Here is a 21,491-nt window from a genome sequence, read left to right on the forward strand (position 1 = left end):
GAGCCCGACATGACGAAAACGCTTTTCGCAGCGCTTTGTGTCGGTGCGACGCTCTCCGCGTGGGGCGCAACTGATCAGGCATCTCCCGCAGCGCGTGGGGAATACATCGCGCGCGCGGGGGACTGCATCGCCTGTCATACCGTCAAAGGCGGGCAGCCGTTCGCGGGTGGATTACCGCTGGCAACGCCTATCGGGATGATCTATTCCACCAACATCACACCCGATGCAACAACCGGCATTGGTTCCTACTCCTTTGAAGCGTTCGAAAAAGCGGTCCGAAGAGGTATTCGCAAAGACGGGGCGACGCTGTACCCCGCGATGCCTTTTCCGTCGTACGCGCGGATCACCGATGACGATATGCACGCGCTTTATGCGTACTTCATGACCGGCGTCAAAGCGGTGAACCAGCCCAACAGGGACGTGGACATACCCTGGCCGCTGTCGATGCGCTTCCCGCTGGCTTCCTGGCGGTGGTTGTTCGCCCCGGACAAGACGGGTCCCAGTCCAGTGACTACCGATGATCCGGTGCTGCAGCGTGGGGCTTATCTGGTAGAGGGGCTCGGCCACTGTGGTACATGCCATACGCCTCGGGCGATTTCCCTGCAGGAAAAGGCGCTGACGAACGCCGAGGGCGACGAGTTTCTGTCTGGCGGCGCGCCCATCGAAGGGTGGATTGCCAAGGATCTGCGGGGCAGCCCGGTCACTGGTCTGGGTCGGTGGTCGGAGCAAGACATCGTTCAGTTTCTGAAAAGCGGCAGAAACGAACACACCGCTGTGTTCGGCGGCATGAGCGAAGTCGTCGACCACAGTCTTCAGCACCTGACGGACGCCGACCTTACCGCGATCGCCCGTTACCTGAAAACGTTGCCGCCGAGAGCGGGGGAAGCCACGGTGGCTGGAAACGATGACGGCGGGGTGACTCGAAAACTCCATGATCTGCTACCTGATTCGTTGGGCGCGAGGGTTTACGCGGACAGCTGCATGGCGTGTCATCGAAGTAACGGCGCGGGGTATGCGCAAACATTCCCGTCTTTGGCGGGCAACACGGTTCTGAACGATCCCGCGGCCGATTCCGTCATTAAAATCGTCCTCACCGGGTATACCGTTCCGGCGACCAAAAGTGCAGTGACCGAATACACCATGCCGGGATTTGGCTGGAGGTTGGCCGATGATGAAGTCGCCGCTGTGGTGACATTCGTGCGCCAGTCCTGGGGGAACACCGGCAGAGTGGTGACTGCCGAGGAGGTTGCCAGTGTTCGAAAAACGGTCGCCCCGGAAGATATGCAAGCGCCGAATATGTCGGTGCATGATGGTGCGGTTCAGAAGCGATTCAGCAAATAGTGTTGCAACCCGATCTCCATGTTGTTGGAAAGATCAGGCATCACGTTGCGTGATGATCGGGATCGACAGTTTGTAGTGTTGAGAAACTTGATGCCCGAATACGATGGTCCCCAGCGCACGTGTTCAACACTTGATCGCGACTTACCATTGTCTGGCAAGCAGGCAAACATCATTTCGAATAAGGAATGATGGGCAATGGGTATCAGAACCGTTAAATACTTTTTATTGATGTGTGAATGTCCGCTGAGCATCAGCTCTTTCACTCCGATGATACGCGTCTGGACGCTGGGCTCGGAGATTCAACGTAACGCAACTTGAGAAACGATAATATGAAAGCCACCAAGAGTTACACCATTGAGGCAAACGGGATTCGCCAGCACGTCGTCGAGGCGGGTGAGGGGCCTCCCGTCATTTTGCTCCATGGGTTTCCGGAAACAGGTTATGCATGGCGCTTTCAGATTCCAGTGCTGGCGGAAAAGTACCGCGTCATCGTTCCCGATCTTCGCGGTTATGGCGAAACCGATAAGCCGGCCACCGGTTATGACAAGCGCAACATGGCCATGGATATTCGTGAGCTGATGCGTAAGTTGGACATACCTAAAATCGCGCTTGTCGGTCATGACCGGGGCGCCCGGGTCGCCACGCGTTTCACCAAAGACCATCCTGAACTGGTCGACCGCCTGGTGGTGATGGACAACGTTCCAACGCGGATCGTGGCGCGTGATATCAACGCAAAGATCGCCAAGGCTTACTGGTTCTTCCTGTTTCACCTGGTTCCGGATTTGCCGGAAGCATTGATTGCCGGCCGCGAACACATCTGGCTGCGGCATTTTTTCTCCGACTGGTGTTACGACCCGATGGCCATTTCCGGGGAGTCGTTCGACACCTATGTGCGTGCCTATCAGGCACCCGGCGCGGTGAGAGGCGCGATGGCGGATTACCGGGCCAACGCTCAGGACGTGGCTCAGGACCTGGAAGACGGTCACGTCAAGATTGCGTGCCCGACCATGTCGCTGTGGGGGGCCGATTTCTATGCGGTCGGCAAGCTGTTTGACATGGCCCAGGTCTGGTCCGAGATGGCCAGCGATCTTGAAACCCACGCGATCGACCAGTGCGGGCATTTGCCGCAGGAAGAACAGCCAGAGGTGGTCAACGATCTCCTGTTGAAGTTTCTCCAGAACTGGCGCGGTTGATCCTGCCCTTTTGACGAGCCTGTACATCACACATCTGCAACCGCAGTGGAGACATTTATGAAGCTTGTTAGATACGGCGTGCAGGGCGAGGAACGCCCTGCCATCCTGGATGACGATGGCTGTTTACGAGACCTTTCAGAGCATGTCGACGATATTGGCCCACTGACCCTGTCGGCCGCCCAGCTTGCTCGTCTGGCCGCCCTCGACACCCATTCCCTCCCCATTGTGAAGGGCGACAATGTTCGTCTGGGTTCCCCGGTAGGTTTCATTGGCAAGATCATTTGCATAGGCCTGAACTACACAGACCATGCCGCCGAAGTGAACCTGCCATTACCTTCAGAGCCCACCATCTTCATGAAAGGCTGTCATGCCACCGGCCCCAATGATCCGGTCCGGCTGCCGAAGGGCTCGGAGAAAGGAGACTGGGAAGTTGAACTCGGGATTGTCATGGGTAAACCTGGGTTATACATCTCGCAAGACGATGCGCTCGATCACGTGGCCGGGTATTGCGTGGTAAACGACCTCTCAGAGCGTTCTTATCAAATGGACCGGGGAGGGCAGTGGACCAAAGGCAAGAGCTTCCCGGGCTTTGCACCCGTCGGCCCGTGGCTGGTGACGCCTGACGAAGTGGGCGATGTGGGTAATCTTTCCATCTGGCTGGAAGTCAACGGGCATCGTTATCAGGACGGAAGTACACGCAACCTTGTATTCAATGTGCCGCAAATCGTCAGCTATGTTTCCAACTTTTATCAGTTGGAAGCGGGCGATCTGATTATAACGGGGACGCCTGCCGGTGTTGGGCTGGGTCAGAAGCCTCCCGTGTTTTTAAAGCCGGGCGATAGTGTCAGGGCGGGCATCGACAAGCTCGGTATACAACAGCAGGAAATACGGGCATGGAAAGACTGAACGAAGTCAAACGCAGTTTCAGATCCGTATAGACACACATCTCATCCATTCTTGACGGCATCAGGACTTGCTGTTTTTCAGCAGGTCCGAAGCCGCGCGGATACTTCACTCTTTTCTGATTCAGACTTACACGGCGGTGGGTCGGGCTGGCTCGTTGCCGGACAAGATTGTCAAAACTTTCAATGATTCACCGGACAACTATCATGAATGTGCTGTTTTCAGTTGTATTGCCGATATTTGCACTGGTGGCTGCCGGATGGGCTGCAAGACGATACGGCTACCTGGGCCCCGAAGGCGCGCGCGAATTAAACCAGTTTGTCGTTTACCTGGGCATGCCAGCACTGCTCTTTCAAATCATGGCCAATGCAAGCTGGCATGATTTGAACCAGCCGGGGTTTGCCATGGCATTCGGCCTGGGGTGTGCGGTCACCTACGGCGTGACGGTTTACGTGAGGCTGAGGCAGGGGGCGCCGCTGGCAGATGCCAGTCTGGACGGCCTGAACGGAGGCTATGCCAACGTTGGTTTCATCGGGTTCCCATTGTGCCTGGCAGCATTCGGCCCGCAGAGCCTGCCGCTGGTCACCATCACCGCGATTCTGACGGTGAGTGTGCTGTTCGGGATCGCCGTACTGCTCGTCGAAATAGGCATACAGCCCAAGGGCAACATGAAAGCGATCATGGGAAAAGTTGCCATCTCGCTGGCGAAAAACCCCATGTTGCTGGCGCCTGTTCTGGGCGTGCTATATGCCGCATTCGCCCCAGCTCTCCCGGCCGGGCCAAACAGGTTTCTCGGCCTTCTTGCGAGCGCCGCCAGTCCCTGTGCACTGGTATCTCTTGGGGCATTCATCGGCGATTGTCACGGCAGTTTCAACTGGCCACGGGTCAGCGCGCTGGTTGCATTCAAGCTGGTTTTTCAACCATTGGTCACATGGATCATCGCTGCCTTTGTCTTTGGTTTGCCCCACGAGCTGACCGCCATTGCGGTGGTGGTATCGGCGCTTCCGACCGGTACGGGGCCTTACATGCTGGCTAATCTGTACAAGCGCGACGCGGGCACGACTGCCGGCAGCATCCTCACATCGACACTGCTATCCGTAGCCACCATCGCGATTCTGATCTCCCTGTTCAAATGATTCGTCGCAAGGCCGATAGCGCCTGCTTGCGCGCGAACTGACCAGGGTTGACGTTTGAACACGATTCATCTGCTTCGAGATCACGCTGTCGTCGCCACCTGAGTGAGCAATCATGATGTCCGAAAGAACGGCAACCATTCTGATCGTTGATCAGGCAGCTGGAGCGTGCCACAAGATGACAGCGCTGCTGCAACGTCAAGGCTACAAGACGGTGTTGGCATGCAGTGGCGAGCAGACGCTCAACACCGTCAGGCGCACGCCGCCGGATCTGATTCTGCTGTCTCACGCCATGCAGGGACTGAGCGCTCGGGAGATTGCACTTCAACTCAAGAGTTGTGAGTCCAGCGCCCGCATCCCCATCATCATCGTGTCGACCATTGAAGATTGTGAAGCCCGAATCGCCTGTCTGGAGGCGGGGGCGGAAGACTGGCTGTCGAAACCGATAGACAGTCCCGAGCTGCGGTTGAAGATGCGCAACCTCATCAGGCTGAAAGAACTGTCGGATTATTTGAGAAAGCACAGCCTCATGCTGGAAGCCGAACTGCTACAGCGCACCATCGACGTAGAACGTTTTCGCTCTGCGATGGACTCGTCGAGCGAGGCTATTTTCCTGACAAGTCGTACACGCATGGCGTTCATCGAGATCAACGCGACCGCAGCCAGATTATTGGGCTACACCTGCGCCGAACTGCGCTCTATCGGGCCGGCCGAGCTCGGAGAGCTCTCGATACATCAGCTCGAGCAGATTTACGACGCTGTTATCGCTGCACCCGGTAATACGGCTCCCAGTGCGAACAGGATCCGACGCAAAGACGGCAGCTACATCACCGTACAAGTTCACCGCCAGGCTTATCGTTGCGGGGAGGACTGGATCATCGTTGGCAGACTTCGAGAACGTGTCCACGGCCAGTCATTGAGTCACGGCTCACTGGACATGCTCAGCTATGATTTTTCAACCGGGTTACCCAACCGCAAACTGTTCTACACCACGTTGCAGATGGGCCTTTCCCAGGCCTCTCTCAACGGGTGGCGGCTGGCTGTAGTCACCGTCGACATCGATAACTTCAGGATTGTGAACGAAGGTTGGGGACACTTTGTCGGCGATCAGTTGCTCGTGGGGGTGGGTCGCCGGCTGGCCGGTTGCCTTGACATCAGTGACACCCTGGGCCGAATGGACGGTGATGAGTTTGCCCTGATTCATATCATCAGGGACGGCGTGCCCCAAGCGCAGGTGATCGTGGAAAAGATCCGAGAGTCGCTGCGCAAATCTTTCCATATCAACGATTGCACGATCTCAGTGACGGCCAGCATAGGCATCGCGTTTTACCCGGACGATGGATACGAAGCAGCCTCCCTGGTCAGCCACTCGAACGTGGCGCTGAATCGCGCAAAAGGGGCCGGTCAGGATACGTACCGGTTTTATACCGCACAGATGAACAGCAATATTCGTGAACGGCTGGAAATGGAAGTGGCGTTGCGAAAAGCAGTACAGAACAAGGAGTTCGAACTCTTCTATCAGCCCAAGGTGACCCTTTCAAATGGAAGCGTCTGCGGTGTGGAAGCATTGCTTCGATGGCGTCGAGAAGATAATACGCAGACATCACCCGCCGTTTTCGTTCCGCTCCTTGAGAGCCTCGGCCTGATCGAACAAGTGGGGCGATGGGTAATCGTCACCGTTTGCAAGCAGATTTCACTCTGGACACGCTCTGGTCATCAGCCGTACCAGGTTGCAGTCAATGTTTCCGGAAAGCAAATCAGCGAGGGTGATCTCGTCGATGTGATAGGTCACACACTTCAGCTGTACGGAGTGGACGCCCGATGGTTGGAGATCGAACTGACCGAAAGTTCGTTAATGGAAAATACACTGCCGATTATCGAGTGTTTGCAACGTTTAAGGGCATTGGGGATAAAAATTTCAATTGACGATTTTGGCACGGGCTATTCAAGCCTGGCTTATTTGCAACGGTTCCCGATCGATAAAATAAAAATCGACATTGCGTTCATTCGAGACGTGACGACGAATCAAAAGGATGCGGCTATTGTGCGAGCCATTATCGAATTGGCGCACAGTCTGCAACTGCAGGTCATCGCGGAAGGTGTCGAAACGGTGGAGCAGTTGCGTTTCCTGAAGTCCGAATCATGTGATCAGGCCCAAGGCTACTTGTACAGCCGGCCCATACCGCTCTGTGAGCTGGAAGCTTTTTTCGACGATGGCTATCAAATACAGTGGGTGGATGGCGCTTGAGAAAACGTGATGAAGAATGAGCATCAGCCCGGACATCGGGTGCCCTTGGGACAAGGGCACTCATACCGGCTTGCTCGGGTCCGTCACGATCAGCCGTTCTGGCAGCCGTAACCTTCCAGCGTATAAGCGAGGTTATGTTTGACGCCCTTGCTGTCGAGGTAAATCATATGCGCCTCTACCGGGCCGCAGTGGTCAGAAGTCGCAGCGTCGCTTGTCATGTCGATGACTTTGGAAATATCCAGGTGAGTCCCCGGTTGGAGATGTTCAATCGCCGGATTAGGTTCATTGTTCTTACTGTTGGCTGAAGCAAATACACTCACGGCCATCAGTGCAGCGAACGTCAGATATTTCATGATGTTTCTCCAGTGCTTAAGTAGATAAGTAGTTAGAGCAGCGTGTCTGTTGCTCTTGGGACTTATGTTAAGCGCCGTTGAAAGTTTGCAGAAATCCAGCGTGTCAATTCTGACGATCAGCCGCAGTGATGGCTGACCGCTTACCCGTATGTTCGACTGGACGCAGGGGGGAACGGCGACCAGCACGCGGCTTTTACTGTCTCAGCCAGTCAGGCAACTGTGATTCAGGGCAGTATCGATAGCGAACGGCTTTGTCGCCCGTTCCCCAGGTAAAATTCCGGGCGTCATGAACGGTGACGTTTTCCCTTGCGGTGACGCGTGGCCCGTCCCCGGCAGGGGTGTCGATGCACGATTGATCGACGGTGTAGTGATTTCCTTTATGTTCGATCACGGTTGCCAGGCAGAGGTGGGTAGCCGATCCGTGGACGCCTTTACCGTCATAGTGTTTGATACCTGCATTCGCAGGGTCTGCACAACTCTGCCCCTTGGACACGAACACGCCATGCTTGAGCGGGAGCACTCCACGGGCGGAGGAAGAAGTGTCTGCGCTCGCTACGCTCGCTGCCAGCAAAATGCCCAGGCTCAAGCTTCGTACGACCAGACTGACTGTGGAACGAGACATGAGTGGCTCACAGAATTGACGGGTGGATGCGCCCAGTTTAACCACCCTCTAATCAACCGGCCAATGCGCGATGATTCCGATACTCGACGGCGGCCGTGGTGCACTGTTGTGAGGAAGGCCGTCGAGAGGCGAGCGCGGGTCTGACCCGATTGCTGCGTTTACAACGCTGGCATCGGGTGATTTCGACGTGCAACGGTCGTCTCACCCCTCAGCCTCAATCCTGTTCAAATGAATCCCTCGGCCGACTGAAGACCATTTCGGCGTTGTCGTCAGGCTGATAGACAGGTGGGGCGGCGCGGTACTGGGCGCGAAGCGGCAGATCATGTTCCCGCCGTATGCCGTTTTCGCTCAGCGGTTTACCGGCATACCTGCCGATACCGACCGCGCGCTCTTCTTCGATGGCGGCCGGCGTGCCGGACTGGTACCTGTCGCTGCCGTCGCCGCCCGTGTAGGTGCCTTTCATCATGCGATACCCGTGAACAAGTTCGTGCGCCAGCGAAACGAACGCGTGGTCTTCGTCATTGACGAGGCGAGGTCTGCCGTGGGCATCGATGTCCGGATATTCCGACGGATTCCAGTCGACCACCGCAGACGAGCCTTCGGCTTTGCGCCAGCCTGTTTTCCTTGCCAGCGAGGAGGCTGTCCGGTTGTTTTCCTTATTCAGGTCACTGTCCGGAATCCCACGAGCCAATGCCTGGCGGGTGGTCAGCGCTGCTCTGGCAGCGGAGCTTATTTCCGCGCTCGTGACATTGATGCGCAGCGAGCGTCCATGGGTGGAGTATCTGGCGATTTCAGCGAGTAGGTTGGAGCCGTTGGGGCGGCTGGCGATTCGTTGCAAGGCGGTTTCAGCTTTCTGAACGCCTGCCGGGTTGTGAGCCTCGATGCTCACATGAGGAGCGACAGTGCTTTGGATGCGCATGATTTCAGCCCAGTGAGGAAGGGTGCAAGTGCCTGCTCGTCGCACGCTGTTGAAGAGGGTTGGCAAGCGGAGGTCTGCGCACGTTTCTGCCGCAGGCTTCAGCGCGATCGATGCATCGCTGCACGGCCTCGACGCAGTGTGCGAAGCGATCGTACAGATCAACGATCTCGCGCTCGCTGGCCTGAGCGAGATGTTGTTTGGTCCAGACGACAACCTCCCGGGTCTGGGCCACCGCGGCGATGGTGATCGACGGGTTGTGGCTCACGTCCAGATTGGCCTGCAGCAAGTCCATCAACAGGTCCGCAGAAGGCGACGCCGACAGTTTCAGGCTTGCACTGAACGCCACGTAGTCCTCAAGACGCTGGACGTCGGTGGCGACGCCACACTTGAGCGTCAACCTGACTTCGCTCTCGGGCGCTACCGTGGGCTGAGGCTGACCCAATAACCTGAATAGATGAAGAATGACCCGCTCGTAATCCTGCGCTGCTGTCATCACTGACCTCCGATAAATACGCATGTGTGGCACGGGCGTTGGATCAGGTTCCATCGTCCAGCGCGCGCGCAGCGTTATCTGTCGGGGTCAGCGCGAGGCGATTCCGGCCACGCGCTTTGGCAAACCACCACACCGTCCATGCCCCAAGCAAGGTGGCGAGCACGGCGAAGGCAAGGATGACATTGCGGATTCCTAACGGCGCAGCCAGCAACGCCACCATCAAGCCGGCAAATGGCTGGGAGGCGTTGTTGAGCAGCGTGATCACGCCGACCGTCTTGCCGAAATCCTGAGGCGGTATCACCCGCTGCCGGAGGGTGCGCATGTAGACGTTGAACATCTTGTCGAACCCGACGATCAGCAGGAAACCCAGCGCATATCCGGGCAGATTCGGGCTGAGGGCGCAGACGAATGCGCCGATCGCGATCATCGAGTAACCGACACTGCCCAGCAGGCGAAGCGACCACACCTTGCGCGCGAGAAGAAACAGAATCGCGATGGTCGTGACCGCACCGGCCGCTTGCAGCCCGGCGTAAGTGTCCTTGCCGGCGCCGTACTGGCCGATGACCATGGCTGCCGAGGTGGCGAGGGTGACGCCGACGATCAGGTTGACGCCCACCGCCAGTGTGATGATCTTCCTCAGCTCGGCGAAGCTCACGATGTGCCTGAACGCGACACGCAAGGGCTGCAGCCAGACATCGTGATGTTGCTCAAAGGCCGGCAGCGTGATCCGGCTCGAACGTTGCCACGCTCGCAGGCTCAGGTCCGCCAGCAGGAACAGGCCGGCGACCCAGAGCACCACCCAATGCCACGCCCAGACTTCGAGCATCACGGCCGCCAGCACAGGCCCGAGCACCAGCCCGGTCTGGTCGGCAATCTGAGAATAGGACAGGGTCTTGGTGTAGCTGTATTGCTGGAAGATATGTGGCATCACCACTTCGCGCGCCATGATGCCTTGGGTGGTCAACACCCCGCACAGGGCGGACAACGCGATGAGCCAGCCGATGCCGCCCACCATCCCGTAAAGCCCCATCGCCAGCACACAAAGCACTGCTCGATAGATCTGACTGACGTGCAGGATCCTGACCGGCGAGTACTTGTCGCACAGCGCGCCGCACAACGGAAACGCCAGAAATCGCGGCAGCGATTCCACGAAAAAGGCGAGCCCTGCCCACGAGGCGCTGTCGGTCGTCTGGAACACCACCAGCGGCACGATGAATAACAGAATCTGATCCGCCAGCCGCGACAGAAACAGCGAGGTAAAAAAAGCGAGATAATCCTTACGCACATAAACTCCTGTCGTTGAGCGGGCTCGATGCCTTTGGCTGAGCACGCTGGCCGGGCGGTTTCGATGATACGCACTCAAGCACGCCACGGCGGCTCGGGCTGGAATGACTCCTGCAGCAGGCGCATGAAGTTGCGGGTTCGCTCCGGCAGGCCGTCGCGCTGGTGGGTGAGGGCGACGACATCGGCGTCGGGCAGTTTCCAGCCGGGCAGCAGTCGCACAAGCGTTCCCTGCGCCAGGTCGTGGGCGACGTCCCACTCCGAGCGCAGGATGACGCCAAGTCCGTCGCAGCCCCATTGCTTGATGACGTTGCCGTCATTGCTGCTCAGGGAGGCCTGTACCCGCACGCTTTTGCTGTTTCGACCGCGGTTGAAATGCCAGAGGGTGACGTCTTCGTTGTTTTCCCGCAGGGCGATGCATGGCAGCTCGGCAAGCTGTTCCGGAGATTCGATCGGGCCGTGCCGTGCGATGAACGCCGGTGAGGCGCAGACGTACCGGCGGTTGGCTGCGAGGGTTCGACACACCAGGTTCGAGACGCCGAGCTGGCCGATATGGATGACCACGTCGAAGCGATCTTCAACTTCCAGCATCGGCTGATCGGACAGGGTCAGGACGATTTCGACTTCAGGATGCAGGGATTTGAAGGCTGCGACCGAGGGCGCGACATACTGCCGGCCGAAGCCGAACGGCGCATTGATTTTCAGTTTTCCGACAAAGCCCCGGCGGCGTTCCTGCAGGTCTTCGAGCAAGGTATCGAACTGCTGCAACAGGCCTGTGCCCCGCGAGCAGAGCAATTCGCCCTCGTCGGTGAATCGCAGTCGACGCGCTGAGCGGTCCACCAGGCGGACGTCGAGTTTCTTCTCCATCAGCTGAAGTCGCTGAGTGACCGCGGAAGGCGTCAGGCCCAGTTTTCGGGAAGCTTCCAGCAGGCTCTTGCTCTCACGGATGATCAGCAAAAAGCGAATTTCAAAAGCGTCGATCATTAAGAAATACTGAATTATAGAGTGAATGAAACTAACGTTCTGACCGGTAATTTGCGTCTTAGAATAGCGCCATTACCGGAGAGAACACATGCCCGACCTGACTGAAACTCCCTTGCTGTTATTGGACCGTGACCGGCTGGACGGCAACATTCTGCGCATGCGAAACACGTTGGCACCGTTCGACGTCACGTTGCGGCCTCACGTCAAAACCAACAAATGCCTGGAAGTGACCGAGCGCCTGTTCGACGGTGCCAAAGGGCCGATTACTGTGTCGACCCTGCGCGAGGCTGAGTTCTTCTTTGCTGCCGGTTACACCGACATCCTGTATGGCGTGGGCATCGCGCCCAACAAGTTCGCCCACGCAGCGCGCCTGCTGGAACAGGGAGCGGCGCTGAAACTGGTGCTGGACAACCTTCAAACCGCTCGCCTGCTGGCTGACTTTGCCCGCGACTGCGACCCCTCGTTCGAGGTGTTGCTGGAGGTTGACTGCGACGGGCACCGCTCGGGAATCCCGCCGGATTCTCCGTTATTGGTCGACATCGCCCGGCTGCTCGAAGGAAGCGGGGTAAAGGTCAGCGGCGTCATGACCCACGCCGGAAACGCTTATGACAGCCAGTCTCGCTCGGACATCGAAGCTTTTGCCCGCCAGGAACGTGAGGCCGTCGTCAACGCTGCCGGACTGCTGCGAAAGGCCGGCTTCGAGACACCGATTGTCAGCGTCGGCTCGACGCCCACGGCGCTGTTCGCTCAGGACCTGGCCGGTGTCACGGAGGTCCGCGCAGGCGTGTTCGCGTTCTTCGATCTGGTGATGGCCGGGTTGGGCGTCTGTGATGTGCAGGAACTTGCCGTCTCGGTGCTGACGACGGTCATCGGCCATCAGCCGGAAAAGGGCTGGGTCATCGTCGACGCCGGCTGGATGGCGCTGTCGCGCGACCGAGGGACGGCGAAGCAGCGCGTCGATCAAGGCTATGGCGTCGTTTGCGACCTGTCCGGCCGACCCGTCGCAGACCTGATCGTGACGGCGGCGAACCAGGAGCATGGAATCATCACCTCACGCTCCGCGAATCCTGCTGCCGTCCAGGCGCTGCCCGTGGGCACTCAGTTGCGGATCCTGCCCAATCACGCCTGTGCGACCGCTGCCCAGCATGCCGGTTATCACGTCTTGGCCGAGGGGCGTCGTGTCGGTTACTGGCCACGCATCTCGGGTTGGTGAATGGGCGTCTGAAAGCGCTCGTGGCCCGCTTAAACCCATGGCTTTAACGCATGAAGAGGAAAGCATCGATGAAAGTCGTCAACTCAAAAGACCTGCCTGTGCCGGGCGGTCATTACTCGCACGGGGTGGTCTCGGGAAATTTGCTGTTCGTGTCTGGACAACTGCCGTTCAACCCCCACACAGGGACCTTCCCCGAGGGCATGGAAGCTCAGTTTGCCCAGGCCATGGCCAATGTGGAGGCCGTGTTGCAGGCGGGCGATGCAACATTGGCAAGCTTGATCAATGTGCAGATATTCATCTCGGACGTGGAACACTGGCCGCTGGTGAACGCGCTGTACGCCCAGTTTCTCGGCACCCACAAGCCTGCGCGCGCAATCATTCCCTGCGGCCAGTTGCATCACGGTGCCCTCGTGGAAATCACCGCCGTTGCCGAACGCGTCAACCCTGAACAGGAATCGCTGAAATGACTTCCCCTGCGCTGCGATACACAGGTCCCGTCCAGCCCGCCGCGCCGGTTGAACTGGTGCTGTTTGATTTGCTGACCGCCTTGCTCGATTCTTGGACCTTATGGAATTCCGTCGCTGGATCAGAGCAGATGGGGCGAACCTGGCGGATGGCTTACCTGAAAGCGACCTATGGCTGCGGCCGTTATCAGCCCTACGAAACGTTGGTGGAGGAGGCTGCGATCGAAGTGGGTCTGGGCCCTCAGGCCGCTGCCCGACTGGAAGCGCGCTGGGGCGAATTGCAGCCGTGGGCAGAGGCCAAAACCGTGCTGGCAGCGCTCAAGCCTGGTTATCAGTTGGGAGTCGTGACCAACTGCTCGGACAGACTGGGTCACATCGCGGCCGACCTGCTGGGTGTGCCGTTCGACGTGATCATCACCTCTGAGAAAGCCGGTTTCTACAAACCGGATCCTGCGCCTTATCGGCTGGCGTTGGAAACTGCAGGCGTCGAGCCGGCTCATGCCGTGTTCGTTGCAGGTTCAGCCTATGACCTGTTCGGCACGCAGAAAGTGGGGCTGCCGACGATCTGGCACAACCGCATTGGTCTGACGGCGCCCGAGGGCGCTCCTGAACCGCTGATCACAAGGCCCACTCTGGAGAGTCTGCAAGCGGACTTGGCGAGCATCGCGGTGCACGCATAGAACGTACCTTCGGGTCAGCTGTTGAGCGACATCGGTTTTTCGCCGCCCGGCGGCAAGCCAAACACCTTGCGCACGCCGTTCAGGAACGCGCCATAGGGCCGGCCCAGCAAGAGCATCATCAGGGCCGCGCCGAGGGTGCCGCGTACCAGACCGCCTCCCGATGCGCCGCTGAAGGCAATGATGGCCGCGTAGATCGGCACTTGAAAACTGACCAGGGCGATACTGTCCCAGAGCAGCATGGACGCCCGGCCAGGACCGGCGCGCTTCATCAGCCAGTCCCGCCACAGGCCGTAAGGCCTGGCGACGGGAATCATCAGCACGGCGCCGAGCAGGCGCGCATGCAGGACCTGATCCCAGGTCATGCCGGCAATGAAACGCTCATTGATGATCCCGGTGGTCGTGAAAAACAGGATCAACGCCGTGGTGTCCGCCAGAAACGCGGTCCGACGCCGTGTCCGCTCGGTAGGTGGCTGCAAATCCCGTCTCCTTCTGGTTAGGTGCAAGGCGTCAGGCCGGGCGAAACTCGACCGTGAGGTGGCTGACTTCGTGAACCGGTCTGAGCCGTTCGCGAATAGTGTCGGCGGTGGTGGTCGGCTCGCCGATGACGCTGACGATGGCGGCATGGGCTTGGGGCCCCACCCGCCAGACGTGCAGGTCTGTGATGGTGGCGTCCCCCGGCTGCTCGACACGTTCGCGTATTTCCCCTGCGACGTGCGCATCGGTCTGATCCAGCAGCACGCCTGCGGTGACTCCCATCAACGTCCATGCCCAACGCGCAATCACCAGCGCGCCGACGATGCCCATTACCGGGTCCAGCCACACCCAGCCCAGATACCGGCCGGCGAGCAGGGCCGCGATGGCCAGGACCGAGGTCAGTGCGTCGGCGACCACATGCACGTAGGCCGATTTCAGATTGTTGTCGTGGTCGTGCGGCGCATGGGCGCGCTCGCCATGGTCGTGCCCGTGATGATGCTCTTGAGCATGCTCATGGGCGTGTTCGTGAGAATGATCGTGGCTGTGGCCGTGGCCGAGAAGCAGGGCGCTGACGATGTTGACCATCAGGCCGACCACTGCGATCGCGGTGGCGGTGCCGAATTCAACGTGCGCAGGCTGCAACAGGCGCACGACGGATTCGGCGCCGATGCCCAACGAGACCAGGCCGAGAATCAACGCCGAGGCGAAGCCGCCCAGGTCGCCCACTTTGCCGGTGCCGAAACTGTAGCGCTGGCTGCGTGCATGACGTTTGGCGTAGCCGTATGCGGCGGCGGCAATGCCGAGCGCGCCAGCATGGGTCGCCATGTGGAAGCCATCGGCGAGCAATGCCATCGAGCCGGTCAGGTAGCCGGCAGCGATCTCGCCCACCATCATCAACACCGTTAGTGCCACCACCCAGAGAGTGCGTCTGGCGTTCTCGTCATGCGATGAACCCAGGTACACATGGTCGTGCGTGTAAGTAAGGCGGGAATCGTTCATGAGTTTTTACCTTCTGCGCTCACTTGGAGTATCGGCGAATGGCTTCGAGAAGCTCTTCCACGCCCTTGGCCCTCGCTTCTTCACTGAGCGCCGGGTCTGCGACGTGGGCCCGCGCATGCTCCTCGATGATCTCCTCCATCAAGCCATTGATGGCGCCGCGAGTGGCGGCCACCAGGTGCAGCGTCCGGGCGCAATCGAGATCCGATTCCAGCGCTCGCTCGACGGCCTGAATCTGACCGGCGATGCGTTTTACGCGCTTGAGAAGACTGTCTTTGTTGGCTGCTACATGACCCATCGGATAACCCCTGATTCCTGGAGTGACGATCATAGGCATACCCCCTATACCTATGCAATGTCCGCGCATTGGAAACATGGGGCCATTGCGATTGCGTTTCGGGAGCATCAATGCATCAAGTTGGGGCAGCTTCTCCCTCAGACAGTCACCCGTTGCAGGCGTGCCGTAGCAATAGCTTGTCCTTTTATTCACTTTCCGACCCATCAGGACAAGCGACATGTCCAATCGTGACAACGACAAGTCAACTCCAGACAGCGCCCAATAGCTGGTCTGAAAGTGGCAAGTACAGGGTGAAAGCGCCCGCCGATGTGGCGTGACGATACCTTGTAGGAGCAACACGCATGGCCACTGGCAAAATCCCTGTCACCGTCATTTCCGGTTTCCTCGGCGCCGGGAAAACCACCCTCGTGAATCATCTGCTCAGCCAGAACACGCAATACCGGATCGGCGTGGTCGTCAACGAGTTCGGCGAAGTCGGCATCGACGGCGAGCTCATCGTCGCAGAGCAGCAAGCGCTGATCGAGATCAACAACGGCTGCGTCTGCTGCACCGTGCGCGCCGACCTGGTGGCCAGCGTCAAACAAATGCTGACGCTCGCCGGCGACCGTCTGGATCGGCTTATCGTCGAAACGTCTGGCCTGGCGGATCCTGCGCCCGTGCTGCAAACCTTTCTGGCGGATCCGGATCTGCGCAGTCAGGTCGAGCTCGAGTCGGTCATCACGGTGATCGATGCGCTGCACCTGCAGGGCCAGTTGGGCGACGAAATCGTGCGGGAGCAGATCGCGTTTGCCGACACGCTGATCGTCAACAAGGTCGACCTGATCGGCGCCGATACGCTCGCCGACATCAGCGCGCACGTACGCCTGATCAACCGCACGGCTGCGCTGCTACCGGCCCGGCATTCACAGATTGCCGTGGACGTACTGCTGGGGACCAGGCGCTTTTCCCTGCCGAACCTGCTGATGATCGAGCCAGACATCCTTGAAGACGAGGGACATGAGCACGAGCACGATGCCTCGATTTCATCGTGTTCGGTGGTGAGCGGCGGGAGCCTGGATCCCGACCGTTTCAATCGCTGGATCAACCAGCTGGTCAACGACCAGGGCCAGCGCCTGATGCGAATGAAGGGGTTGTTGAATTTCTTGAGCGAAGCCCGACGGTTCCATTTCCACAGCGTGCACATGCTGCTGGAAGCCGTCCCCGGACGGCGCTGGGAAGACGATGAGCCTCGAGACAACCGTTTCGTGTTTATCGGTCGGGATCTGGACAGCGAACAGCTGCGCCAGGGATTCCTCGGCTGCCTGCACGCTGCCTGAATCTTGAATCTGCCCATCACGCCACGCTTCCAACCACAGGAATCATCCCATGAAAAAGCAAGAAGCCTACACCGTCAGTATCGGTCTGCTCGCTGTGCTGGACACCTACTTGACGGCCACTGTCTGGCCGGTTCCGGTCTGGGTCACGTTCATTGCCTGGGCGTCGTTCTTCATCGTCGGCGGCGGCAGCGCCGGGTTTAAGCGCAGCGTCGCGTCCAACCTAACCGGACTGGTCATCAGCTCGCTGGTGCTGCTCGGGATCGCGACGGTCAGTGAAGCGCCATTCTTCATCGCCATCCTCGTCGGGGCGGGCAGTGCGCTGATGGTTCAGGCGTCCAAGGTCCCGTTGCTGAGCATCCTGCCGGCCATTGTCTGGGGGTTCGCTTCCACGGTCGGCACCACGGCGGTTGCCGGCAAACCGATGACCACGCCCGGTCTGGAAAACCCTGCGCTGATTGCCGCCGCCGCACTCATCACAGGCGCGGTGTTTGGCTATGTCTCCGAGCGACTGGGCGACGCACTGACCACCAAGCCGACCACCCAACTGGCCTGATCCACTCATCACACACTGGAGCGCTCGATGAAATTACAACACTACCTCGGCGGCCTTGAAAACCTCGGCCCGGTGGCGTTCGAGAAGCAGGTATTCGTTCAGGAATGGGAAAAACGCATCTTCGGTATCCATACCGTGATGATGGCCGAAAGCGCCCACCTGACCGATGCGCTGCCCAAGTACCCGATCGACACACTGCCCACGGCGTTCAAGAGCGAGTGGACATGGGCATCGCTGCGCACCGGCGCGGAAGGCATGCAGCCGTTCGAGTACTTCAAGTTTCGCTATTACGAGAAATGGCTCGGCGGGATTTCGAGGTTCTTTGTCGACCAAGGCTACATCGAGGGCGAGGAGCTGAAGAACCGCGCCGACTTCTATCGCCAGCAGCCCGATGCGCCGCTGCCGGACAAGCCGAGCGCGCCGTTGAAAGAGCAGATCGTGCGGTACCTGCTGGAAGGCGACTCGGGTCTGCGTCCGTATCAGGGCACTGCGTTATTTCAAACGGGCGACGCCGTGACCATCGCCGATCCGGTGGCGGTGGATCACACCCGCCTGCCGGGGTACCTGCGTCATAAGCCGGGCAAGGTCGTCGAAGTGTATCCCGGCGCCTACGCCTACTTCGTCAACACCGGCGCGGACGGCATTGGCGAGCCGATGCCGGTGTACCGCGTGGCATTCGATGCCGCGGACATCTGGGGCGCCGAGAAGAGCGAACCCAACACGACGATCTACGCGGACCTGTTCGAAGCCTACCTGCAGCCGCCCAAGTGATGCGCGCAACGCTGAACGTCCTTGATAGCAACGGAGCCTTATCATGAGTCAACTGTTCGATTACGAAAAACAGCGCGAGGCCGAAAGCGCGGCCAAAGTGCGTGCCCTTGAAGCGTTGCTGATTGAAAAAGGCGTCATTGGCAGCGACTCGGTAGACACGGTGCTCGCGCACTTCGAGACCGTCGCCGGGCCTTTCAATGGCGCGAAGATCGTCGCCCGCGCGTGGGTCGACCCGCAGTACAAGGCACGCCTGATCGCCGATACCCCCAAAGCCATTGCCGAACTCGATCTCGCTCAGGGCATGGAGGGCGCCGAAGGTGAGCACATGCTCGCCGTCGCCAACGGCCCCGGCGTGCATAACCTGATCATCTGCACGCTGTGCTCCTGCTACCCGTGGCCGATACTCGGTCTGCCGCCGTACTGGTACAAGGATCCGGTGTTCCGCGCCCGGGGCGTGCGTGAACCACGAGCGGTGTTGCGAGAGTTCGGCGTGCCGGTCAGCGAAGACACCGAGGTCAAGGTGTGGGACAGCAGCGCGCAGATTCGTTGGTTCGTGCTGCCCGAGCGCCCGGCCAATTCGGAGCATCTGAGCGAAGAACAACTGGCCGCGCTGGTCACGCCAGAGTCGATGATGGGCGTTGCGTTAGTCCAGTTGCCCGCCGCCTGAGGATCGTCCGATGTTTACCCGATTCGAAGAGTTCGCCGCCAACAGCATGCTGGGCAACAAGGATTCCCCGCCGCGCGCCCAGGGCCGTCTGCACTTCACTCAGGACTGGCAGCGCAGCCTCTACGGCCTCGCGCTGGCGCTGTCCAAAGCGGGGCATTTCGAGTGGGAAGCCTTTCGCCAGAACCTGATCGGCTCCATTTCCAGCTGGGAACAGTTGCCCTGCGATAACCAGCCACCCTGGGATTATTACGAGCGCTATCTGGAGGCCTTGATCCAGGTGCTGCAAGAGCACTCGTTGCTTGACACCGACGAACTGCAATCGCGCTTGAGCGCATTGACACCCAACACCCAACACCCAAAACACTGATTCGAGGAGCATCCTATGAGCAGCACAGTACTGACACACGCCCCCAGCCGCAGCCGTGGCAATCGTCTGGTGGTGACATTCGGATCGATTCTGATGGGCCTGTCGCTGGTCTATTTCGCCGGGTTTTCGCACCTGGAAGTCGTTCATAACGCCGCCCATGACACCCGTCACAGCGCGGGCTTTCCTTGCCACTGATGGACTGATTGCGGAGCACCCGACCCATGTTCAAGCGAATGCTGACCACTGCCTGCTACACCGGCGCCATGGCGGCGCTGCTGCTCACGCTGTTGCAAAGTGCGTGGATCTCTCCATTGATTCTGCAGGCTGAGGTCTACGAGTCAGCCCAGACCGCCCACGAGCCGGCGCAAGGGCAGGGTTCTCACGAACACGCTGCAGGTGCGCACGGGCACGAGCACGACGCGCAGGCCTGGGCGCCGGAAGATGGATGGCAACGCACGCTTTCGACGTTCGGCGGCAATCTGGTGGTCGCGATCGGCTTCGCGCTGCTCCTGAACGCCGTGTATAACCTGCGCGCCCCGCTCAGGGCCTGGCACGGGATCCTGTGGGGGCTGGCAGGTTATGCGACGTTCTGTCTGGCGCCGGCGGCAGGGCTGCCGCCCGAACTGCCGGGCACGCTGGCGGCGGATCTGGGGTCCCGGCAGGATTGGTGGGGCGCAACGGCACTCGCCACCGCACTCGGTCTGGCGCTGCTGGTTTTCGCCCGTCACTGGCTCTGGCGTGTGGTAGCGTTGCTGTTGATCGCAGCGCCACATCTGTACGGCGCGCCACAGCCCGCAGAGCATCACGCTCTGGCGCCGGACGCGCTCCAGGCGCAGTTCCGTGTGGCATCGCTGATGGTCAACGCGGTGTTCTGGATGGCCCTTGGCGGACTGAGCGCCTGGCTGTTTCGCAAGGAGCAATCCGCCGCCAACCAACGCGCCGGGCTGAATGCCCTGACTTGATCGCCGACGCCTGCGTGAATCACCCGGCAAGTGGCGCCCCAGCGGGCTGAGGTGAAGAACCTGAGTGACTCGCGGCCGATCACGATCGGCCGCACAGGCTCGAATCAGCGTGTTTGCAGGCCATTCGGTTTTCCCACTACTGAGTCAGATAACGAGACGGTACTTGATGCGAAAAATCATCGTCGGCATGGTTCTATTTCCCGGTTTCCAGCTGCTGGACATCGCCGGTCCCAAAGATGCCTTCGCCCAAGTCAAAGTCCTGACCGACGGGGCCTGCGAGTATGAAATGCTCACCGTGGGGACGACCCGCAGCCCGTTGTTGTCCTCCAGCGGACTGACGGTGATACCGGATCGCACGATTTTCGACCCGTGTCCCGAGTTCGACACCCTCATCATGCCCGGCGGACTGGGCATCTTCGACGTTTACACCGATTCGGCGTTGTGCGACTGGCTTCGCGTGCAGTCCACGCGTTGCCGGCGTCTGGCGTCGATCTGCAACGGGGTGTTTGCCTTTGGCGCGGCCGGTCTGATCGATGGCAGGTCAGTGACCACCCACTGGATGGACGCGGCGCACCTGAGCGAGTTGTTTCCCACCGCTCACGTCGACCCCGATCATATCCACGTCAAGGACGGCACGATCTACACCACCGCCGGCGTGACGGCGGGGATCGATCTGTCGTTGCTGATGATCGAAGAAGACTTCGGCAAGCGTCACGCCATTGATGTCGCCAAATATCTGGTGGTGTACCTGAGAAGGGCGGGCGGCCAGTCGCAGTTCAGCCCGCTGCTCGACGTGCAGGGCGATGTCGACTCTCAGGTCGAAGCGGTGCAGGAATACCTGTTGGCCAACCTTGAACTGAACCACAGCCTGGCGTCCTTGGCAGCGCGGGTCCACATGAGTCCTCGTAACCTCTCCAGACTGTTCACCAAGGAGGCGGGCATGCCGCCCATGACGTTTCTGGCAGACGCGCGCATCGATGCGGCGCGGCGGTTTCTGGAAACCACGGAGCAATCCATCAAGGAAATCTCCAACCGTTGCGGCTTTGAAAACGCCGACGGCCTGCGCCGGGTCTTCGTCAAGCGGCTGGGCATCAGCCCTGGCGAATACCGCTCCCGATTCCGCTCAGGAACCGCCGGGCCCGCGCCTGCCGATGAAGCTCAGTGGGCGATGAGCGAGTGAATGCCGAGCGGGTTCGCCATTTACTGATGGCAGCGCGTGTCATTCAGACCTCGTTGGAGTCCTTAAGACAGCAAGCGGCG

25 protein-coding genes are annotated in these 21,491 nt (G+C 59.6%); 16 read left to right on the plus strand and 9 right to left on the minus strand.

Translation table 11 applies throughout. The annotated features are described in order from the left end of the window. Positions 1 to 9 precede the first annotated feature (9 nt). The 5 genes from AAGQ88_RS11155 to AAGQ88_RS11175 all read left to right on the plus strand — a co-directional run bounded on the left by AAGQ88_RS11155 (position 10) and on the right by AAGQ88_RS11175 (position 6,818). Positions 10 to 1,341 carry a cytochrome c gene (locus tag AAGQ88_RS11155; protein WP_342655354.1) on the plus strand — a complete coding sequence of 444 codons (1,332 nt, stop codon included), beginning with the start codon at positions 10 to 12 and terminating at the stop codon, positions 1,339 to 1,341. A gap of 329 nt (positions 1,342 to 1,670) precedes the next feature. Further along, positions 1,671 to 2,534, plus strand: coding sequence for an alpha/beta hydrolase (locus AAGQ88_RS11160; RefSeq protein ID WP_285424733.1), 864 nt, complete (start codon positions 1,671 to 1,673; stop codon positions 2,532 to 2,534). Positions 2,535 to 2,591: 57 nt separating this feature from the next. After that, a complete protein-coding gene (locus AAGQ88_RS11165) occupies positions 2,592 to 3,440 on the plus strand; it encodes a fumarylacetoacetate hydrolase family protein (protein WP_342655355.1) in 849 nt (282 codons plus the stop codon). 203 nt (positions 3,441 to 3,643) lie between these two features. Continuing rightward, on the plus strand, positions 3,644 to 4,573 hold the full coding sequence (locus AAGQ88_RS11170; protein ID WP_342655356.1) for an AEC family transporter: 930 nt from the start codon (positions 3,644 to 3,646) through the stop codon (positions 4,571 to 4,573). Positions 4,574 to 4,688: 115 nt separating this feature from the next. Next, a complete protein-coding gene (locus AAGQ88_RS11175; RefSeq protein WP_342655785.1) occupies positions 4,689 to 6,818 on the plus strand; it encodes an EAL domain-containing protein in 2,130 nt (709 codons plus the stop codon). 89 nt (positions 6,819 to 6,907) lie between these two features. Here AAGQ88_RS11175 and AAGQ88_RS11180 read toward each other — a convergent pair whose 3' ends face one another. The 6 genes from AAGQ88_RS11180 to AAGQ88_RS11205 all read right to left on the minus strand — a co-directional run bounded on the left by AAGQ88_RS11180 (position 6,908) and on the right by AAGQ88_RS11205 (position 11,470). After that, entirely contained in the window at positions 6,908 to 7,171 is a 264-nt protein-coding gene (locus AAGQ88_RS11180; RefSeq protein WP_285424737.1) for a DUF2790 domain-containing protein, read from the minus strand. A gap of 193 nt (positions 7,172 to 7,364) precedes the next feature. Beyond that, positions 7,365 to 7,793 (minus strand): hypothetical protein, encoded by a 429-nt coding sequence (locus AAGQ88_RS11185; protein WP_342655357.1) that lies wholly within the window; start codon positions 7,791 to 7,793, stop codon positions 7,365 to 7,367. A gap of 214 nt (positions 7,794 to 8,007) precedes the next feature. Continuing rightward, complete coding sequence (xopG, locus tag AAGQ88_RS11190; protein ID WP_342655358.1) at positions 8,008 to 8,631, minus strand: XopG/HopH/AvrPtoH family type III secretion system effector; 624 nt, start codon at positions 8,629 to 8,631, stop codon at positions 8,008 to 8,010. 85 nt (positions 8,632 to 8,716) lie between these two features. Next, entirely contained in the window at positions 8,717 to 9,205 is a 489-nt protein-coding gene (locus AAGQ88_RS11195) for a hypothetical protein (protein ID WP_285424739.1), read from the minus strand. A gap of 43 nt (positions 9,206 to 9,248) precedes the next feature. After that, positions 9,249 to 10,490 (minus strand): MFS transporter, encoded by a 1,242-nt coding sequence (locus AAGQ88_RS11200; RefSeq protein WP_342655359.1) that lies wholly within the window; start codon positions 10,488 to 10,490, stop codon positions 9,249 to 9,251. Positions 10,491 to 10,564: 74 nt separating this feature from the next. Then, a complete protein-coding gene (locus tag AAGQ88_RS11205) occupies positions 10,565 to 11,470 on the minus strand; it encodes a LysR family transcriptional regulator (RefSeq protein WP_342655360.1) in 906 nt (301 codons plus the stop codon). Positions 11,471 to 11,558: 88 nt separating this feature from the next. On the opposite strand from AAGQ88_RS11205, the gene AAGQ88_RS11210 reads away from it, so the two are divergent. The 3 genes from AAGQ88_RS11210 (at position 11,559) to AAGQ88_RS11220 (ending at position 13,827) form a co-directional block, all read left to right on the plus strand. Next, positions 11,559 to 12,683, plus strand: a complete 1,125-nt coding sequence (locus AAGQ88_RS11210) for an alanine racemase (protein ID WP_342655361.1) — start codon at positions 11,559 to 11,561, stop codon at positions 12,681 to 12,683. A 68-nt stretch (positions 12,684 to 12,751) separates the two neighbouring features. Further along, positions 12,752 to 13,150, plus strand: a complete 399-nt coding sequence (locus AAGQ88_RS11215) for a RidA family protein (RefSeq protein ID WP_342655362.1) — start codon at positions 12,752 to 12,754, stop codon at positions 13,148 to 13,150. Beyond that, the gene (locus AAGQ88_RS11220; protein WP_342655363.1) at positions 13,147 to 13,827 is read left to right on the plus strand and encodes an HAD-IA family hydrolase; all 681 of its coding nucleotides are present in this window, start codon (positions 13,147 to 13,149) and stop codon (positions 13,825 to 13,827) included. The genes AAGQ88_RS11215 and AAGQ88_RS11220 overlap by 4 nt, the downstream gene beginning before the upstream one ends. A gap of 14 nt (positions 13,828 to 13,841) precedes the next feature. Here AAGQ88_RS11220 and alaE read toward each other — a convergent pair whose 3' ends face one another. Genes alaE through AAGQ88_RS11235 form a run of 3 tightly spaced genes read right to left on the minus strand, consistent with a single transcriptional unit; the run spans position 13,842 to position 15,595 of the window. Further along, on the minus strand, positions 13,842 to 14,303 hold the full coding sequence (gene alaE / locus AAGQ88_RS11225; RefSeq protein ID WP_342655364.1) for an L-alanine exporter AlaE: 462 nt from the start codon (positions 14,301 to 14,303) through the stop codon (positions 13,842 to 13,844). A 31-nt stretch (positions 14,304 to 14,334) separates the two neighbouring features. After that, the gene (dmeF, locus tag AAGQ88_RS11230; RefSeq protein ID WP_342655365.1) at positions 14,335 to 15,300 is read right to left on the minus strand and encodes a CDF family Co(II)/Ni(II) efflux transporter DmeF; all 966 of its coding nucleotides are present in this window, start codon (positions 15,298 to 15,300) and stop codon (positions 14,335 to 14,337) included. A gap of 19 nt (positions 15,301 to 15,319) precedes the next feature. Then, positions 15,320 to 15,595, minus strand: coding sequence for a metal/formaldehyde-sensitive transcriptional repressor (locus tag AAGQ88_RS11235; RefSeq protein ID WP_342655366.1), 276 nt, complete (start codon positions 15,593 to 15,595; stop codon positions 15,320 to 15,322). Positions 15,596 to 15,936: 341 nt separating this feature from the next. On the opposite strand from AAGQ88_RS11235, the gene AAGQ88_RS11240 reads away from it, so the two are divergent. From AAGQ88_RS11240 to AAGQ88_RS11275, 8 genes are all read left to right on the plus strand, one after another. Beyond that, positions 15,937 to 16,911 carry a GTP-binding protein gene (locus AAGQ88_RS11240; RefSeq protein WP_342655367.1) on the plus strand — a complete coding sequence of 325 codons (975 nt, stop codon included), beginning with the start codon at positions 15,937 to 15,939 and terminating at the stop codon, positions 16,909 to 16,911. 49 nt (positions 16,912 to 16,960) lie between these two features. After that, positions 16,961 to 17,464, plus strand: a complete 504-nt coding sequence (locus AAGQ88_RS11245) for a DUF1097 domain-containing protein (RefSeq protein ID WP_093458239.1) — start codon at positions 16,961 to 16,963, stop codon at positions 17,462 to 17,464. 27 nt (positions 17,465 to 17,491) lie between these two features. After that, entirely contained in the window at positions 17,492 to 18,235 is a 744-nt protein-coding gene (gene nthB, locus AAGQ88_RS11250) for a nitrile hydratase subunit beta (RefSeq protein ID WP_342655368.1), read from the plus strand. A 43-nt stretch (positions 18,236 to 18,278) separates the two neighbouring features. Next, complete coding sequence (gene nthA, locus AAGQ88_RS11255; RefSeq protein WP_342655369.1) at positions 18,279 to 18,902, plus strand: nitrile hydratase subunit alpha; 624 nt, start codon at positions 18,279 to 18,281, stop codon at positions 18,900 to 18,902. Between the two features lie 10 nt (positions 18,903 to 18,912). After that, positions 18,913 to 19,269: a nitrile hydratase accessory protein gene (locus tag AAGQ88_RS11260; RefSeq protein ID WP_342655370.1), complete on the plus strand. Its 357-nt coding sequence runs from the start codon at positions 18,913 to 18,915 to the stop codon at positions 19,267 to 19,269. 15 nt (positions 19,270 to 19,284) lie between these two features. Then, a complete protein-coding gene (locus AAGQ88_RS11265; RefSeq protein WP_342655371.1) occupies positions 19,285 to 19,464 on the plus strand; it encodes a CbtB domain-containing protein in 180 nt (59 codons plus the stop codon). A gap of 26 nt (positions 19,465 to 19,490) precedes the next feature. Next, positions 19,491 to 20,231: a CbtA family protein gene (locus AAGQ88_RS11270; protein WP_342655372.1), complete on the plus strand. Its 741-nt coding sequence runs from the start codon at positions 19,491 to 19,493 to the stop codon at positions 20,229 to 20,231. A 166-nt stretch (positions 20,232 to 20,397) separates the two neighbouring features. Beyond that, positions 20,398 to 21,411, plus strand: coding sequence for a GlxA family transcriptional regulator (locus AAGQ88_RS11275; RefSeq protein ID WP_093458245.1), 1,014 nt, complete (start codon positions 20,398 to 20,400; stop codon positions 21,409 to 21,411). Positions 21,412 to 21,491: the final 80 nt, after the last annotated feature.

It is taken from the genome of Pseudomonas sp. F3-2, from assembly GCF_038804275.1.
Classification (GTDB): domain Bacteria; phylum Pseudomonadota; class Gammaproteobacteria; order Pseudomonadales; family Pseudomonadaceae; genus Aquipseudomonas.

What these genes read in the sequence shown, in the direction of transcription:
- AAGQ88_RS11220 (WP_342655363.1), top strand. Translation starts at nt 13,147, where the DNA reads ATGACTTCCCCTGCGCTGCGATACACAGGTCCCGTCCAGCCCGCCGCG.
- AAGQ88_RS11235 (WP_342655366.1), bottom strand. Translation starts at nt 15,595, where the DNA reads ATGGGTCATGTAGCAGCCAACAAAGACAGTCTTCTCAAGCGCGTAAAA.
- AAGQ88_RS11270 (WP_342655372.1), top strand. Translation starts at nt 19,491, where the DNA reads ATGTTCAAGCGAATGCTGACCACTGCCTGCTACACCGGCGCCATGGCG.
- nthA (WP_342655369.1), top strand. Translation starts at nt 18,279, where the DNA reads ATGAGTCAACTGTTCGATTACGAAAAACAGCGCGAGGCCGAAAGCGCG.
- AAGQ88_RS11175 (WP_342655785.1), top strand. Translation starts at nt 4,689, where the DNA reads ATGTCCGAAAGAACGGCAACCATTCTGATCGTTGATCAGGCAGCTGGA.
- AAGQ88_RS11215 (WP_342655362.1), top strand. Translation starts at nt 12,752, where the DNA reads ATGAAAGTCGTCAACTCAAAAGACCTGCCTGTGCCGGGCGGTCATTAC.
- AAGQ88_RS11265 (WP_342655371.1), top strand. Translation starts at nt 19,285, where the DNA reads ATGAGCAGCACAGTACTGACACACGCCCCCAGCCGCAGCCGTGGCAAT.
- AAGQ88_RS11160 (WP_285424733.1), top strand. Translation starts at nt 1,671, where the DNA reads ATGAAAGCCACCAAGAGTTACACCATTGAGGCAAACGGGATTCGCCAG.
- AAGQ88_RS11205 (WP_342655360.1), bottom strand. Translation starts at nt 11,470, where the DNA reads ATGATCGACGCTTTTGAAATTCGCTTTTTGCTGATCATCCGTGAGAGC.
- AAGQ88_RS11195 (WP_285424739.1), bottom strand. Translation starts at nt 9,205, where the DNA reads ATGACAGCAGCGCAGGATTACGAGCGGGTCATTCTTCATCTATTCAGG.
- AAGQ88_RS11165 (WP_342655355.1), top strand. Translation starts at nt 2,592, where the DNA reads ATGAAGCTTGTTAGATACGGCGTGCAGGGCGAGGAACGCCCTGCCATC.
- AAGQ88_RS11260 (WP_342655370.1), top strand. Translation starts at nt 18,913, where the DNA reads ATGTTTACCCGATTCGAAGAGTTCGCCGCCAACAGCATGCTGGGCAAC.
- dmeF (WP_342655365.1), bottom strand. Translation starts at nt 15,300, where the DNA reads ATGAACGATTCCCGCCTTACTTACACGCACGACCATGTGTACCTGGGT.
- AAGQ88_RS11180 (WP_285424737.1), bottom strand. Translation starts at nt 7,171, where the DNA reads ATGAAATATCTGACGTTCGCTGCACTGATGGCCGTGAGTGTATTTGCT.
- AAGQ88_RS11155 (WP_342655354.1), top strand. Translation starts at nt 10, where the DNA reads ATGACGAAAACGCTTTTCGCAGCGCTTTGTGTCGGTGCGACGCTCTCC.
- nthB (WP_342655368.1), top strand. Translation starts at nt 17,492, where the DNA reads ATGAAATTACAACACTACCTCGGCGGCCTTGAAAACCTCGGCCCGGTG.
- AAGQ88_RS11185 (WP_342655357.1), bottom strand. Translation starts at nt 7,793, where the DNA reads ATGTCTCGTTCCACAGTCAGTCTGGTCGTACGAAGCTTGAGCCTGGGC.
- AAGQ88_RS11240 (WP_342655367.1), top strand. Translation starts at nt 15,937, where the DNA reads ATGGCCACTGGCAAAATCCCTGTCACCGTCATTTCCGGTTTCCTCGGC.
- AAGQ88_RS11245 (WP_093458239.1), top strand. Translation starts at nt 16,961, where the DNA reads ATGAAAAAGCAAGAAGCCTACACCGTCAGTATCGGTCTGCTCGCTGTG.
- AAGQ88_RS11210 (WP_342655361.1), top strand. Translation starts at nt 11,559, where the DNA reads ATGCCCGACCTGACTGAAACTCCCTTGCTGTTATTGGACCGTGACCGG.
- AAGQ88_RS11170 (WP_342655356.1), top strand. Translation starts at nt 3,644, where the DNA reads ATGAATGTGCTGTTTTCAGTTGTATTGCCGATATTTGCACTGGTGGCT.
- AAGQ88_RS11275 (WP_093458245.1), top strand. Translation starts at nt 20,398, where the DNA reads ATGCGAAAAATCATCGTCGGCATGGTTCTATTTCCCGGTTTCCAGCTG.